Annotated in this window: 9 protein-coding genes; 8 read left to right on the forward strand and 1 reads right to left on the reverse strand. The window is 61.4% G+C overall.

Annotated features, from left to right (window positions below; translation table 11 throughout):
- Positions 1-139: 139 nt before the first annotated feature.
- Together ACIBQX_RS35080 and ACIBQX_RS35085 are read left to right on the forward strand one after the other, a co-directional pair.
- Positions 140-364 carry a GntR family transcriptional regulator gene (locus ACIBQX_RS35080; RefSeq protein WP_397012254.1) on the forward strand — a complete coding sequence of 75 codons (225 nt, stop codon included), beginning with the start codon at positions 140-142 and terminating at the stop codon, positions 362-364.
- Positions 365-920: 556 nt separating this feature from the next.
- The gene (locus ACIBQX_RS35085) at positions 921-1874 is read left to right on the forward strand and encodes a hypothetical protein (protein ID WP_397012211.1); all 954 of its coding nucleotides are present in this window, start codon (positions 921-923) and stop codon (positions 1872-1874) included.
- 516 nt (positions 1875-2390) lie between these two features.
- Here the strand turns inward: ACIBQX_RS35085 and ACIBQX_RS35090 are convergent.
- Positions 2391-2639 (reverse strand): transposase, encoded by a 249-nt coding sequence (locus tag ACIBQX_RS35090; RefSeq protein WP_397012256.1) that lies wholly within the window; start codon positions 2637-2639, stop codon positions 2391-2393.
- Between ACIBQX_RS35090 and ACIBQX_RS35095 the strand changes: the two genes are divergently transcribed.
- The 6 genes from ACIBQX_RS35095 to ACIBQX_RS35120 all read left to right on the forward strand — a co-directional run bounded on the left by ACIBQX_RS35095 (position 2541) and on the right by ACIBQX_RS35120 (position 14796).
- Complete coding sequence (locus ACIBQX_RS35095; protein WP_397012213.1) at positions 2541-2744, forward strand: hypothetical protein; 204 nt, start codon at positions 2541-2543, stop codon at positions 2742-2744. The genes ACIBQX_RS35090 and ACIBQX_RS35095 overlap by 99 nt on opposite strands.
- 288 nt (positions 2745-3032) lie before the next feature.
- Entirely contained in the window at positions 3033-4079 is a 1047-nt protein-coding gene (locus tag ACIBQX_RS35100; RefSeq protein WP_397012215.1) for a DNA cytosine methyltransferase, read from the forward strand.
- 845 nt (positions 4080-4924) lie between these two features.
- Complete coding sequence (locus ACIBQX_RS35105; protein ID WP_397012217.1) at positions 4925-6748, forward strand: hypothetical protein; 1824 nt, start codon at positions 4925-4927, stop codon at positions 6746-6748.
- The gene (locus ACIBQX_RS35110) at positions 6748-8193 is read left to right on the forward strand and encodes a hypothetical protein (RefSeq protein ID WP_397012219.1); all 1446 of its coding nucleotides are present in this window, start codon (positions 6748-6750) and stop codon (positions 8191-8193) included. The genes ACIBQX_RS35105 and ACIBQX_RS35110 overlap by 1 nt, the downstream gene beginning before the upstream one ends.
- Entirely contained in the window at positions 8190-13220 is a 5031-nt protein-coding gene (locus ACIBQX_RS35115; RefSeq protein ID WP_397012221.1) for an FtsK/SpoIIIE domain-containing protein, read from the forward strand. Before ACIBQX_RS35110 ends, ACIBQX_RS35115 begins: the two co-directional genes overlap by 4 nt.
- Positions 13221-13557: 337 nt before the next feature.
- The gene (locus ACIBQX_RS35120; protein WP_397012223.1) at positions 13558-14796 is read left to right on the forward strand and encodes an IS110 family transposase; all 1239 of its coding nucleotides are present in this window, start codon (positions 13558-13560) and stop codon (positions 14794-14796) included.
- The last annotated feature ends 263 nt before the right edge of the window (positions 14797-15059 follow it).

The following is a 15059-nucleotide window of genomic DNA, read 5'->3' on the forward strand; positions in this document are numbered from 1 at the left end:
CCACCCGGAGGAGCTCTGGACCGTCGCTCACCAACGCCATAGCCATAACCTAACTCAACCTGTCTTAACCTGTCTACGGCATTCCTAGCAATGCCTGTTCTATGCCGCTAGGTCCAGGGATACCTAGAGTCGTCCCGTGATGGAATGGGACCCACGGCTCTACAAGTGGGAACAGATCGCCAACGTCGTCTCCGAGCGCATCGCAGACGGCACCTACCCGCCCCTCACCCTCATCTCCGAGGTGAAGCTGCAAGAGGAGTTCGACGTTGCACGAGTGACCGTCCGCAAGGCTATGGAAGCCCTCAGGAAACGAGAGCTGATCACCACCAAGCCGGGCAAGGGCTCCATCGTGGCCCCACAGTAAGTAGTGGCCACGCGTGATCCTTGAGTAGCGACACCTCGGACGGTGCCCACAGACATCAGGCCATGACAACCAGCGACATCTTCCTCTCCGAGTGCGCCATCGGGACGAGACCGACACCGACCAGTCGCCGGCCAAGAGCCCACCCTGCTCCGGCGTCAGACGCGAGCTGCTGAAGGCACAGTGGCACTTCTTCGACCCAACGGCGTCAAGCATCAACTGAGACTGCTCTGAGGCGAGAAGTCGACGAAACTGCAGGTCAGGCAGTCCGTCTAGCGACCGGATGAGAACTTTCTCTACGGTTTCAAGGGCAGCCCGCCTGCGGCGGCCTGCCGCGCGTCGGGCGGTCGCTGGCCGCGCTGCGGCTCTTCGGCCGGTCGCGGCCAGCACCGCCCACACGCTAACACTCCGCGCGTTGCCTTCGACGCGACCAGGGGCTGCCAACAACATCATAAGTTGCAGCCTGCCTCCTAATCGGACCTACGTAAGCATCGCACTCTGGCCGTGCATCGCATGGCGTAGACTGAGCCAACCTACGAACATATCGAAGGGAGCTTCCGTGAAAAAGAAGGGACGCGCTTTCGAGGAGTTCGTATGCAAACTCGAACGCCTAATCGCCGACACTCCCGTTGAAATTTCCTCCCCGGACTTCATTATGGGCAAGATCACCGGCGTGCTTCGAGAGGTAGATATATCCCTATGTGCTCGCGTTGGCTCAGTTCAGCTGCTTGTCATCATCGAGTGTCGCGACCGTAACGCCGTGCAAGATGTCCGCTGGATAGAAGAAATAGCGACGAAACGGGAAGATGTAGGCGCCAATAAAGCAATAGCGGTATCTCGCACCGGTTTCTCAATTGCAGCCAAAAAAATGGCCAAGGCCAAGGATGTCGACCTGCGCGCCTTCACGGATGTCGACGACGGCACCGTCTCGCCATGGGTATCTGTTAAACAGACCGTTTTCGAGATACATCGGCTGGATGCTATTACCCTGCAATTTAACAACATGGATAGACCTGAGTCCATCGTCCATCCGAAGCTCCCATCGCCTCCCCGTATCATTCGAGTACTCGACGGCGAGCTAGTGACGCCGCATGACGTTTGGCGTGAGGTGTGGCACCGAGAGAAGCACTTTATAGATGAACCGGTGTCGCACCGGCCTAATGGCTACACCATCAAGGTAGCGGCACCAGAACGTGGATACGTCATTGAGACACAGGACGGTCCGGCACATCTGACGGGAATCAGGATCGCCGGTGACTGCACCGTAGGGGCTATTCCTTTAAATCTGCTTCAGCATCTGGAATATGTGGTTAATGACGATACCCTTGGCAGGGGAGCCAAAGTGGTGCTAGAAAAAGATGGCGAGCCGGTCATCATAACGATCCAAGCTAACACCCATAAAACCCGTTACAGCTTGACCGTTGAGCATAAAGGCGAAAGTGAGACGGCCTATCTTGATGGGTTCCCGCCCAAGTTGACTCCATCGCCTGATGGCGCATCCGATGCGTCGTAGTGATACGTATGTGTCAAGCCGTACGGTGCCCCATCAACAGCAAACAGTTCAGCAGACTGCGGGCTCGCACGCATTGCTGTTGCTTCTCCTGATGAACTGACTGAATGCGGAAGATCAAGGCTGCCGCACCGCTTCCGGTGCTCGGGCCTGGCGGCCCTGCGCTCCGGGTCGGCTTGCCACCGGACACGCGGGTTGCTGTGATCTGCTGTACAGCAGGGAAGTACAGCACCACCGCCTCACGTAGCCTAATCGTCTCGTACGGCATCGCACGGTTGAGCAGCAGCGTCGGCCTTCGACGACGGTCCTCCGCTTCACTCGTAATGAAGTGTTCAGCTGAGCCGGGGACGATCGCCGACTTTGATTCTTATGTCTCGACAGGCGATCGGCTGCCCCAGACCGGCCTCGGCGGTACTACATCCGCAGATTCGCTGGGATGGTGTGGCCGTAGTTTCGCATCGGCCGAGCAGCACTCGTGTCTGGTGTAGGCGCCGGAACTAGGACCATGCGAGCACGTGATCAATAGAGTTTGAGGCAGAGATGAACAGCATGGGCATGACTTGACAGTTTCGACCTGCCCAGTGGGCCGCAATACTCGCAGGCGTCGCCGGCGGATCTGTCGCCGCGTTTGATGGCTGCGGTGTCGTCGGCGATCAGGACCGCTTGAGGGTGGGCGACATCGTCAACGACGTAGCGGCGGACCTCGTCGCGGACAGGGTCGGCGTCCCATTTGGCTCGGGCGAGCAGGTGCTCGAAGCGGTTGGCGATGGAGTGGCCGGTGTGGTCGGCAGTTGCCAGGAGTTCTTGCGTGGTACGTCGCTGAGCAAGGCGCGGACCAGGCCGCCGAAGACGGAACGCGGTGCGGGCCGGTGAACAGCGGCCCAGACGATAAGGTTGGTCAGGCCTGAAGGATGGTGTCTCAGGACATGACCAGACCGTAGGTCAGCAGGAAGGTCACGTACCGACTATCAACCGACTACGTTCCGTATTCCCACCGAACCCCAAGCGCTCCAATGCCGTGCCTGTTCCCGTCCCCCAAGACCTGGGGCAGGAGAGGGCTGCCGCTGGCAGCCAAGGAGCACTGCGATGATGAGCTCGTGTCGTCCTCCTCCACCCGTCGACGAGGCGCGCGATCTACGCTAAGTTCAGAGTATGGGCGACATGGCGAAGCGCATCTCAGCGATAGATCTCTTCTGCGGAGTGGGCGGGCTGTCGCATGGGCTGATGCAGGCTGGGCTGAACGTAGTCGCCGGTTTTGATATAGATCCTCGATGCAAATACCCATTCGAGAAGAATATTAAGGCTCCGTTCATTGAGCAAGATGTCCGGACGGTCTCTAAAGAGCAGCTTGAACTTCTATGGGAGCCAGGTTCAATACGCCTCTTGGCAGGATGCGCGCCTTGCCAACCCTTCTCGCCATACAGGCGAGGCGTAGATACGTCTTCAGATCCGCAATGGTCGCTCCTTGGTGAATTTTCACGACTCGTCAAAGAGTCTCGCCCTGAGCTTGTAACCATGGAAAATGTCCCTCGGATTGCGAGTTCCAAGATCTTCAGGGAGTTTTTCGACTCCCTCGAAGAAATTGGTTACGAAGTTTCCTTCAAGAGCTGCTACGGCCCGGAATATGGCCTTCCGCAAGAGCGCCGTCGACTTGTTCTCATTGCGTCGCGCATCGGACACATTCGGGTCCCTGGAGGTAGTCGCAAGCCCGAAGAATTCACGACGGTGAGAGATGCGATTTCCGGCCTCCCGGCAGTTCCTCAAGGGAGAACGCATGACCTTGATAGCCTGCATAAGGCAAGAGCCTTAAGCCCTCTGAACCTGAGGCGAATCAAAGCATCCAGGCCAGGGGGGACATGGCATGACTGGCCAACAGAGCTGCTATCTCCTTGCCACACTAGACCTTCTGGCGCTACGTTCAAGAATGTCTACGCCCGCATGGAATGGGACAAGCCGTCTCCGACTATCACGACCATGTCGTACAATTTCGGCACCGGAAGGTTCGGCCATCCGGAGCAAGATCGTGCGATTACCCTGCGAGAAGCGGCGATACTTCAAGGGTTTCCAGAGAATTACCAGTTCGTCCGGCCAGGGGAACGCGTGGAGTTCAACTCCATAGGTCGGATGATCGGAAATGCTGTTCCTCCTGCGATCGCACAAGCAGTGGGGAGCGCCCTTCTCGCGGCAGTCAATCAGCAGGCCCGCTAGGGGATTTACGAATAGCGGCCAAAAGCGGTGACTCTTCCGGGTTTGAATAATCGTCGAAATGACGGTCATCGGGCCGCAGAAAAATCGTCCTTTCCAGCACTTCTGTTGCCGACCCGTCTAGGCTGACGGAAATCACCTGAGCGCTGAAACGAACAAGTTCTCGATCGAACGACTGCAGCTCAACAGCAACATTATTTCCGACGGTTTATAGCCGGAGCAGCCCGTTGGTAGCCCAGCACATGAGGCGTACAGAGCTGCCCTAAGACAACTGCGGGACCAGCATCGAGCAAGACGTCATGCTTCTGGGCCGCCCTGGGCGATACCGAGGATGAGCTACCGCAGTCAGCGCAAGGTTCACGAATAGCGAGGGAACGACGCCCTCTCAAACTTCGGTCTCTGCTTGGCCCGCAAGGGGCACCGCTCATCCATGCGTGATCCCCTACCGGTCCGAGCCTCTCTGAACTGGCGGAACGAGCGGTCACCGCAGGATCAAGGATGAGTGCGTGCGTCGACCGATATCTAAATGTAACCTGACGCGCTGATCGCAGCGGTTCTACACCTCATCTGCCGGCATCCCGGGCATCCTGAATAAAACTCATCAACAACCATCGCCACCCAGAGGTCGTCAAAGCCCACGTCGCACACATCGTAAGCGCGATCGCAATCAACATTGAGTGCCTCATCACCAAGCATGGTGATCAATGATCCTCGTGGTCTCCAACACAGTCACACAGCGTGAACCAGGCAAACTTCAGCGATCGGTCAGGGAATTTGATCTACCGGTAGCGGCCCCCACCGCTAGAATTTCACAACGCTCTCGGCTCGGGTCGACAAAGGACAGCAGCATGCCGCTAGAGGTCAACAAACACGTCCAACGGATACGTCGGTACCAGCCGTTCGACGTCGACAGCTCCGAGATGATCTACGAGCTGCAGGCGGACTGGACGCAGTCTTTGTTCCCCGTCGTTACGCTGACCTACTTGCTCGATGCCATCGAACGCCCAACCACGAAGACCATCGTCCTGACCGGGGACGCCGGGCATGGCAAGACAAGTCTGTGCGCCAGCCTCCTGGCCAGGCTGCGGGGCGATGCCGAGGCGATCACATCAGAGACCCGGAAGACGGTCTTCCGCGAGTTGTCCGACGCTGGCGATGCCAGCCGCCCCATAGGCCGGACCCATAGCGGACGTCCGCTTTACATCCTCAAGGATCTCAGCGAGCTCAGCGTGCAGGCCGGCGCTCGCAAGCTCGTGGAGTTGCTCGACCCTGCAGATGGGGGTATCGCGATCATCTGCGCGAATGAGGGCCAGCTACGCAAGTGCGCCGCTGAAGACGATAACCTCGACAAAGGCGGTACAGGGCGCGCCAAGATCCTGGTGACGACCCTCACTCAAGGCATCCTCTGCGGGCAGGTGAGCGACCCCGACGACACAGTCACTGTCATCAACCTCAACTACCAATCCGTAGCGGCCGACAGCTCCAACGGCGGGCTCATCCTGTGGGTCCTGAAGCAGTGGACGACGCCTAAATGGTCGCGATGGAAGTCCTGCGAGACCTGCGATGCACGGGTAGTCTGCCCCATCCTGGCCAACCGCATCGAGCTCAGCGATCCCACCCGTGGGCCTCAGCGCCGGACCGCGGTCCGGGACCTGTTCGCCGCAGCCGAGCGCACCGGGGCCGTGGTTACGACCCGTCAGGCGCTATCGGTGATCAGCTACATGCTCACGGGTGGCCTTTCCTGCGAGAACGTTCACGCCAGGTACCAGCGGTCACATTCGAACAGATTATGGCAAGCACCTCACTTGTACCATCAGGCCCTTTTCGGTGACCGGCTGACACAGCAACAGCGTCATCTGGTACCTGCCTTCTTCGCACTACGAAAACTGGACCCCGGCAAGGTTTCCCGCCGCCAGGTCGACGACCGGCTGGACCCGGACACGGCCGGCGACTTCCCTCCCGCGGACACTGGCAGCTACCTGCAGAAGGTCCGTACGAGTCGGGACGCCCAGAAACAGGCCGAACAGTTGCGAAGCGTGTACACGTTCCTGCGGCGAGCTGACTTCTTCAACAGCGACGACGATAGGGACCGGTTCGCCCGTATGGGCCTGCTGGCCGGCGACGACTTTGTCATTGTCCAGGACAAGAATCGGGACCCGGCGGACACCAGGGTACGAGACCGCTTTCTCAAGGGGCTGGAGGCCGTCCAGGGCATCCACCGGGCGGGGAGCAACCCCGATTTCCTGATACTAGACCCAGCCTTTTTCACCCACCGCGGCCGTGCGGCCGTGATCTCTCGTCGAGTACCAAGCAAGGGTGTCGAGGTTGTTGACCAGGTCACCCAGTGGCAACAGACGGGCGTCGCCCCTGAGATGCAGAACGCCGTCGAGTGGCTCAACCGAGCCATCTACATCCGTATCCCGGCCGTCGTGCCTGGGCATGACGCGGTCTCGGTGGAAGCAGACCTGTTGCGCTTTGAATTGCTCACACGGTGGGCCGCTGGCCTGCGCAGCGAGGTCCAGCACGAGGCAGAGATCCGCGGTCTGAGTGGATCCCTGGCAGAGCTGGCCGACTCGTCGAACAAGGACGACGAGATCCAGGTATTGGCGGGCAACACCATGAGAAAGCTCATGATCGACGTCGGCGATAAGATCAGGTCGGTGCGCGCCTGATGGCTGATCGTTCCAAGGCTGAGGTCGTCCTTCGGCTCTTCGGGGTGAATCTCGAACGACAGGGCCGCGGCTTCTACGTCCCGCTCGAGATGCTCGCGATCGCCCGCGGCGTCTACCTGGCGCATCAGGAAAACCCGGAGAAGTTCGCAGGGCTCCTGGACGGCGGAGCCGATATGGTTTATAGAAGGACCTCGCACGACCTGGCCCGGCGGATCGCGACCAAGGCCTACATCGTCGAGGGCGACGAGGAACTGAGCAAGGCCGTCGAGCTGGATTCCCCCGAGACGATGGCAACGCTCCACGCCCTGTTCTCCTCCCTGTTGGTCGAAATCCCCGGGCGTCGTAGCCAACCCGGTTGGTTCGGCGTGCACATCTATCCGTTCGTCGGTGAGCTCATCCACTACGACGCAGTCGAACGACGAATCAAGCAATCCGATGCCTCCTCCAAGAACAGCGAAAAGAAGCGCAAGCAGGCCGGTAAGGTTGCCCCTGGCATTAATGCTCCGAGTATCGAGCGTTACCTCTTCCGCGATGGCGGGGAATGGGCCTACAAAGTCCTGCGCAGCGACCCTGATCCCGACCGCAAGGAAGCGACTCGAAAGGGTATGGCCGACCTCGTGCAGGACAGTGGCACCCCGTTGGGCAATCTTGCCAAAGCCCTCAGCGCGCATGACTTCGATTACGACGAAGCACCCGTGGAGGGCATGGACAAGGGAATCACGCTGCACGAGGATCTCAGCCCGTGGCCCGATCTGCTCCGGGAAGGAACTCGCAACATCGTCGCTCGGATCGCAACGGTCCCCAGAGCCAAGCGCACCGAGAGCCTCATGCACTGGGTCCCGTACTGCTTGGCGCGCCACCAGCTGCATCTCGCACGCATGAAGCTCGGCGCCACCGGTCAGGTGTCGATCCTTTTGGACTTCGGCAACGAGGCAACCCCGCTGCGTACAGAGTCGCAGAAGAGCCTAACCCGCTTCCGTAACGACATCGTCAACGCGATCAACGTTCAGGCTCGAGAAATGATCGACGAAGCCGAGGGCGACGAGGACAAGAGGCGCCGCTACGAGAGATTCACCAAGGAGGCGGGCAACGCGGTCGCCTCGCCCCGAGCATTCTTCAGCGAGACTTTAGCCGCTGTGGGGGCCCTGAACGCGACGGCCGGCCGCCGACACTTCACCATGAAGCCCCCGATGCTCGAGAGTCTGGTATCCGCCACCATCTCGCAAGGAACTGAGATGGAGTTCGACCAGTTCTGTAAACTGCTGTACGAGAAGTACGGGCTCGTAGTAGAGAACAAGGTCGCGTCTGCGAGCCCGTTGGCCTACGAGGTCGACTCATCGTTCCTTGACCACAATGGCAAGGCGTTCAGGGAAAAGCTGGCCGCTATCGGTTTGCTCACTCAGTATTCAGATGCGACCAGCATGGTCCGAGGGGAGCCCCGGTGACCGACAGTAGTATCAGAGCGCTCGGTCGGTTCGTCGCCGACGAAGCGCTCCGCAAGGTCACCGACATCAGTGGAGCCCGTGCCGTCCTGCGAGTCAGCGGATTCGATCGGCCGACCGTAGCCGAAGCGCTCCGTCGAACCGCCCAGAGGCTGTCGGAGTCGCCGGGCCGTCAGGTTGTCGTCAAGGTCGGCACCTCGGAGCCAATCGAAGGCGTACCGGTTGACTACCTGCTGGACCCGCAGGACCAGCTGACCAAGTGGCGAAACTTTGGACAGGGTGCGGCGGTGCTGCTCTTCGAGTGGGGAGAATCTCCGGACGCACAGGGGCTGGCGGCCATGAACGCCCTTGACGATGCTGCAATCCTGGGGGACCACCACAACACTTCTGGCGAGCACGGGTTCGAAAGGTTCATGGCAGAAGCGTGGCGGGAAGCCGGTGGCATCGGTACCGTTCCGGCCCTCATGGCCACCCTACTCCCGGAGATCTGGCGTGCTGTCACCGATGAGGAGCCTCGGTCCTTGCACCGCTGGGCGACCTTCCTGGTCGAAACCGCGCAGAGAGTCGCAGCAACTCACGTCCACACCCCTGAAGCGGTCTATCCCGAGATCTCTGCAGCACTGCCCGCTCTTGACCTCTTTCCGGACCGAGGGCTCTCCATCAAGCTCGCCGCGCTGCCCGCCCGAATCAAGAAGAACGTCTGGGTCAGTGCCTTCAAACAGCCCACTGGCAAGGAGATCACCGAAGACGACCTGATAGACCGCATTGCCACCACCGAGTTCAGCAAGGAGTCCTTGGAGTACATCGGTACGGACTCCAAGACTGCCAAAATGCGCATGCGCAGCCTCGTACTCAACCTCAACCGCAGTGGCTCTAGCCCACAGGATCCTCGTCAGCTTCGCCGCGAGCAGGACCTGACCCTCTGGCTCGAAGTCTTCGAGCAGAAGTCCAAGAAGATCGGCCTGGGCCAGCAGATCCGTCAAGAGATCGAGCGGACCGCCGCAGAGCGGATCAACGAGTACGACGACATGGTGATCGAAGACGCGCTCGACCGCGGCGATCAGGAATCCGCACAGCGCTTCCTTGACGAGGCTCCCGTCGGAGGAACCGAACCGCTAGCCGACCTGCTGTCCAAGCGATGTCGCCGCAAAGTGGAAAAGCTCGCCTTTCCGGACTCTCAATTCGTCTATGACCCACTGCGTGCCCTGCTGCGGGAGCTGACCTATTTTTCCGACGAAGAGGAAGGCTCTGTCGTCGTCGGGCTTGAAGGCAACCAGGAAACCGGACAGTGGAGCCGCTGGCTGTTCGCCTTTCTGCACGCACGCACCCTGCGAGATGTCCAGGACTCCACCGGACTTCGCCTGACTCTCGAGGTCAGGGAGTGCCTGCTGGACCTGAACATGCCGTGCCTGCCGAAGGAAGACGAGCCGTTCGACCCGAACATCGAGTGGGCCCCGCTGCGCATCCTGGTCGAGGTGGACGGTGCCGCCCAGCGGCGCTTCCGCTGGGACCCCCTGGGCATCCCTGGTCAGATCGCTATGGCGGCCCTCATCCGCGGCTGGAGACCTCCCCCCGGCCATGCCAGCAATCTGACCTTCGACGCCTTCCTTCAGCAGTTCAACGAGCCCAGGCACTGGCGGGTCGGCGAGCCCGTGCCCGAACTCACATCACATTTCGCCGGCCAGATGGAGCGCCTCAAACAGAATCACTTCAAGCGGTTCTCGGACGGGCTCGACGCCGAGAACATCAACGAGTACGTACGTGAATGGGAAGGCATACTTCGCGCAGCTCGCACCGCCCTGATCCCCAACAACGCCCCGAACGCAGATCTCGAGGCCGTCGTCCTGACCGACGTCGTCGGGCTGGCCGACCATCGCATGATGATGCTGGCCACCCACCCACTGAAGCTGCGCTGGCTGGCAAAAAACTACGCGGAGGCCGCCGACAGCATCAAGACGGCCCTGAACAAGGAGGGAGGGCTGAGCCTCAACCAGGAGAACGAGGACCTCTTCTTTGACGCCATCGATCGTATATCCCCACATGGGACACCTGCGATCCTCGTCGGGCCCGGCGGCACGATTGCCATTCCGATGCGGGAATCGGCCGGGCACGAGGAGTACGCGCCTGTCCGCCACGGCGGCAATGAGTCCAAGGACTGGCTCTCCAGCGTTGATGAGACCGCGATCGATGAGATGGTTCGCGTCATCACCGACTACCTGACGACCTACCCCCATAAGCTCGACGGCCTACGCTTACTGCTCCTGGATCGCAACGGCGACCCCGTACTGCCCATGCGCGTGGCAAAGCAATTGCGGGCCAAGAACCCTCGTCTGAAGGTCGATCTGGTCGTGCTGGCTCCCCAAGCAACCCATCACGAGATCATCCAGGGTTTCGACCCGCAGTTCTCCAGCGCGGAGATGTCCGAGGACAGCTTCCTGCCTGACGTCCAACTCATCCTGCAAGCATGGGAGCCCGAACAAGAAGCAGACCTGTCAGAGCTGGAAGACACCATTGACCTCGCCCTGGCCCCGGCGCTCTTCGGCACCCAGACCAGTATCAAGGAGAGCACGAAGAAGGAATCCTTGTCGGGCTCCTTCAACTCCTGGAAGCACCCGGCCTCCCACAATCTGGCGCAAACCAGCGAGAACGTCGTAAGAGCGCTGTTGCCCGAGACCGCCGACGAGACACTCGAGTCCTGGTCAACCCTGTGCGTGCGCTACGACCGCCGTTCTCCGGTCTCCAGAGAGAGCGTCGACGGCATCGACTACTTCGAGATGCAGGTGCAGTTCGACCAGCACCAAGGCTTGTTCACCACCCTGCACCGCGTGGCCCACTGGGTCGTCACCCTCGACAGTTTCATCGGACGCGAGCAGATTGATGCCCTGCGTAACCGTCCTGACGTCATCCTCGTCAAGCCCAGTGTCGGCAAGAACGAGTCCTACACCCTTATTGTCAGCTCGCAGACCGGCCAGCAGTTCGTCGTCCAGCGACTGCGGCGCCGGTTGGAGCAGATCGGGGTCGTTACTCCGCAGGACTCCGAAGGCACCGCTAAGCGGATCTATGAGGTAGGCCGCAACGTGGCCCCTGGCGCCGTGCTGCGCTCCCTCGGCATCGGCACCACGGTCAACGAAGTCGTCGGCCTAGTCGCCACCCGGTTCGTCATTGACCAGCAGTTCCCCGTCCCTCCGCGGGACACGAGCCTGGTCACCTGGATCAGCTTCGACGAGCACCACCGCTGGTTCGGCCGGGGACTCAAGACTCGTGCCGATCTGGGCCGCTTCGTGCTGACCGTCCAAGATGACGGCATAGTTCGCCTGGATGTCCTGGTCGCCGAGTCCAAGTTCCGCCAGGCTTACGACGTCGGCTCGGCCGAGGAACAACTCAACCGCACCACCGACCTATGCAGGGATGCTTTTCGCTCGGATGGCGAGGTTCGCCACGACCGTCCCTTCTGGCTGGACGAGCTTGCCGCCGCGATCGCTCAAACGAGTGGAAACGTCCTAAGGGCTGCAGACCTTCCAGCTCGTACCGTGATCGGCTACGACGACCACCGTCAGATCGAGGCGAAGGTCCTTGACGCCCTACGCTCCGCGGATGTCCAGCTCGGTCAGGTTACTGGCGTTGCCGTGGCTATCTCGGCCGAGGACGACCAGCCGGCTCCGATGGTCGGAAGCCTCGGCAAGCACGCTCTGGTGAGGCTGAACAAGCACGAGCTGCTGAACCTCATCGGCGCTCTGCGGGCAAATCAGGACCCCGCCAACGCAGACCCCCTTGTTGACCTCGGCGGGACCGTGAAGGTCTCTGACCCCGCCGCCCAGACCACCTCGACAGACATCTCCACCATCATTCCTACCTCGGAAGAACCGACGGCACCTGCCGAGGCTGTCGGAACGACTGCTCCAACAAACGGGCCGGGAGTGGTAGTTGCGCGCCACTCTGCCCCCGAGGCGGATCTTTTCCCTCGGAAGGCTCACCACGGTGGGCTCTCCGAGGAGGAGCTGAGGCTTCGATACAACAAGGTCCTTGACGTCTTCGTCCGCCACAAGGTCGACGTCACCTCCCCGGAGGTCGGCAAGTGGCAGGAGGGGCCCGGCTTCTACATCTTCCGGTTCATCCCCCATCCTGGGGTCACCGTTGACAAACTGACCAACCGGCGAGACGAGATCTTCCTGGCTCTGGCGCTACCCTCCGGGTTCAGCATTCGCACCCGCAGCGACCGCGGCTCCGTACTATTTGAAATCCCCAAGATCGACGACGAAATGTACGGGGTTGACGCCAAGGTGCTGTGGCAGCAGTGCCCAGTCGATCCCGAGAGTCTCATCGCCCCACTGGGCGCCGACATCGAGGGCAACCTGGTCACTATTGACCTCTCCTCCGCGGACTCACCGCACTTGCTGGTGGCCGGCACGACCGGATCGGGAAAGTCCGTTGCCCTGGACACGATCCTCAGGGGCTTGATCCGGTATGACAAGAGTGCCCTGCGGCTCCGTCTCGTTGATCCTAAGGGCACCGAGCTTGTCGACTTCGAGGACGACCCTCACCTTGATGGCGTGATCGGTATGGACGCCGCCGATGCGATCGAAATTCTTAAGGCAACCGTCGAAGAGATGACCGAGCGCTATAAGGACATGAAGGCGATCCGCGCACGCAAACTCGTCGAGTACAACGCCAAGATCCACAAAGCAGATCGAAAGCCATGGATAGTCGTCGTCCTGGACGAGTACGCCGACCTCACCAGCGATCCTGAAGAGAAGAAGCAGATCGAAGCGCTGCTCAAGCGCCTAACGCAGAAGGCCCGCGCTGCGGGCATCCACGTCATCGCAGCGACGCAGCGGCCGAGCGCGGACGTCATCTCGACGACCATCCGCTCCAATTTCCCCGCCCAACTGGCCCTGCGGGTCAAGACTGCGACCGACAGTCGCATCATTCTGGACGAGACCGGAGCCGAAGCTCTGGCTGGACATGGCGACGCCTTTCTACACACAGCTAAGGGCACCACACGACTGCAGGTGGCCTACGACGGGACCTAAACAAGCCTCGCAGATCACTCCAGCCGCGCAGCGGCTGATACCGTGACGATCGCGTACTTCGGTGCCCGCCGGTCATGGTCGAAGCGATCGACGCCAAGCCCTCCTAATGAGTTCTAGGAGCAGGCCATCCGGCAGACTCCTTGGTGGATAGCGACCACCGGCGGGTGAGCACTCGGCCCTCCTGGACGTTGAGTCCTTGACGAAGATCGTGCCCCCGCAGGTTGGTCGGGAGAGTTGATCGCTGCTGGGATGTCGTGCCTCCCCGCCGTGGGGATGAGCACCGTTTCATTAGGTCGCCGATGGTTCTCCCGCAGGTTGCTGACCAGCGGTGACGGCGATGGGAGAGACGGTGCGACTGTTCGTCGGCGATGACTGGGCCGAGGCTCACCACGATGTGGAATTGATGGACGCCTCGGGCCGCAGACTGGCCAAAGCGCGACTTCCGGAAGGCGTGACGGGCATGACCCGGCTGCACGCCCTGATCGGCCGGCACCTCGGCGATAACGCCGCCGAGGCCGAGGTGATCGTAGGTATCGAGACCGACCGGGGCCCGTGGGTGGCCGCGCTGGTGGCGGCCGGATACACGGTGTATGCGGTCAATCCGCTGCAGGCGGCCCGCTACCGCGAACGTCTGGCGGTCTCCGGAGCCAAGAGCGACGCGGCCGATGCGCACATGCTGGCCGACATGGTCCGCACCGACGCCCACCAGCTGCGGCCGGTCGCCGGTGACAGCGACCAGGCTGAAGCGATCAAGGTCGTCGCGCGGGCGCACAAGACGCTGATCTGGGAACGCACCCGCCAACTCCAGCGACTGCGCCACGCCCTGCGCGACTACTTTCCCGCCGCGCTGGCCGCCTTTGCGGACCTGAACGCGCCCGAGGCTCTGGATCTGCTGGCCAAGGCGCCCGACCCCGGTTCGGCTGCCAAGCTGACCACCGGCCAGATCACCGCCGCGCTCAAGCGAGCTCGCCGCCGCGGTGATCTGACCGAACGCGTCTTGCGTATCCAGGACGCGCTCCGCGCCGATCACCTGGACCGGCCCGCAGCGGTCACCGAGGCCTACGCCGCCTCGGTGCGGGCGTTGATCGCCGTCCTGGTCACGCTGAATGAGCAGGTCACCTTCCTGCACAAGGAGGTGGAGGCGCATTTCGGCCGGCACCCGGCCACCCCGGTCATCGTTTCTCAGCCGGGGCTGGGACCGATTCTCGGCGCCCGGGTACTCGCTGAATTCGGCGATGACCCCGAGCGCTACGCCTCGGCCAAGGCCCGTAAGAACTACGCGGGCACCAGCCCGATCACCCGCGCCTCGGGCAAGAAGAAGCTCGTCGCAGCACGGTTCATCCACAACGACCGGCTCATCGACGCCCTCATGACCCAGGCATCCAACGCCATCAACGCCTCGCCCGGCGCCCGCGCGTACTACGACAAGCAACGCGCTCGCGACGTCGACTACAACGCCGCCCTGCGCCAGGTCGCCAACCGACTGGTCGGCATCCTCCATGGCTGCCTCAAAAACGGCACCCCCTACAACGAGACGACCGCCTGGCCCCACCCGGCCCAAGAACCCGCCGCTTGACATCAAAACTCCTGGGATGTCTTCGTCGGGACTCGGCACCGAGTGACCATGGTTGAGGCAGATCGAAAGCTGACGACAATGGTGACGACACGCCAGCCACCGCGGGCGTGCAGCGGGCGGCTGGTGCCACCGCCGGCCTCGGCTCGGATTATCGGTACCAGGGCAGTCTGTCAACGACGGTCGAATCCTGACCCCCTGGCGACGTCTGAATCTTGACCCCCTGATGTTGTCGTTGGTTATTGTTCGTGCTCAGGTCGGGCCGG

This window comes from Nonomuraea sp. NPDC049714 (assembly GCF_044465295.1).
Taxonomy (GTDB): Bacteria; Actinomycetota; Actinomycetes; order Streptosporangiales; family Streptosporangiaceae; genus Nonomuraea.

Excerpts from the sequence above, each read along its gene's own strand:
- ACIBQX_RS35080 (WP_397012254.1), top strand. The coding sequence starts at position 140 with ATGGAATGGGACCCACGGCTCTACAAGTGGGAACAGATCGCCAACGTC.
- ACIBQX_RS35100 (WP_397012215.1), top strand. The coding sequence starts at position 3,033 with ATGGCGAAGCGCATCTCAGCGATAGATCTCTTCTGCGGAGTGGGCGGG.
- ACIBQX_RS35105 (WP_397012217.1), top strand. The coding sequence starts at position 4,925 with ATGCCGCTAGAGGTCAACAAACACGTCCAACGGATACGTCGGTACCAG.
- ACIBQX_RS35110 (WP_397012219.1), top strand. The coding sequence starts at position 6,748 with ATGGCTGATCGTTCCAAGGCTGAGGTCGTCCTTCGGCTCTTCGGGGTG.
- ACIBQX_RS35120 (WP_397012223.1), top strand. The coding sequence starts at position 13,558 with ATGGGAGAGACGGTGCGACTGTTCGTCGGCGATGACTGGGCCGAGGCT.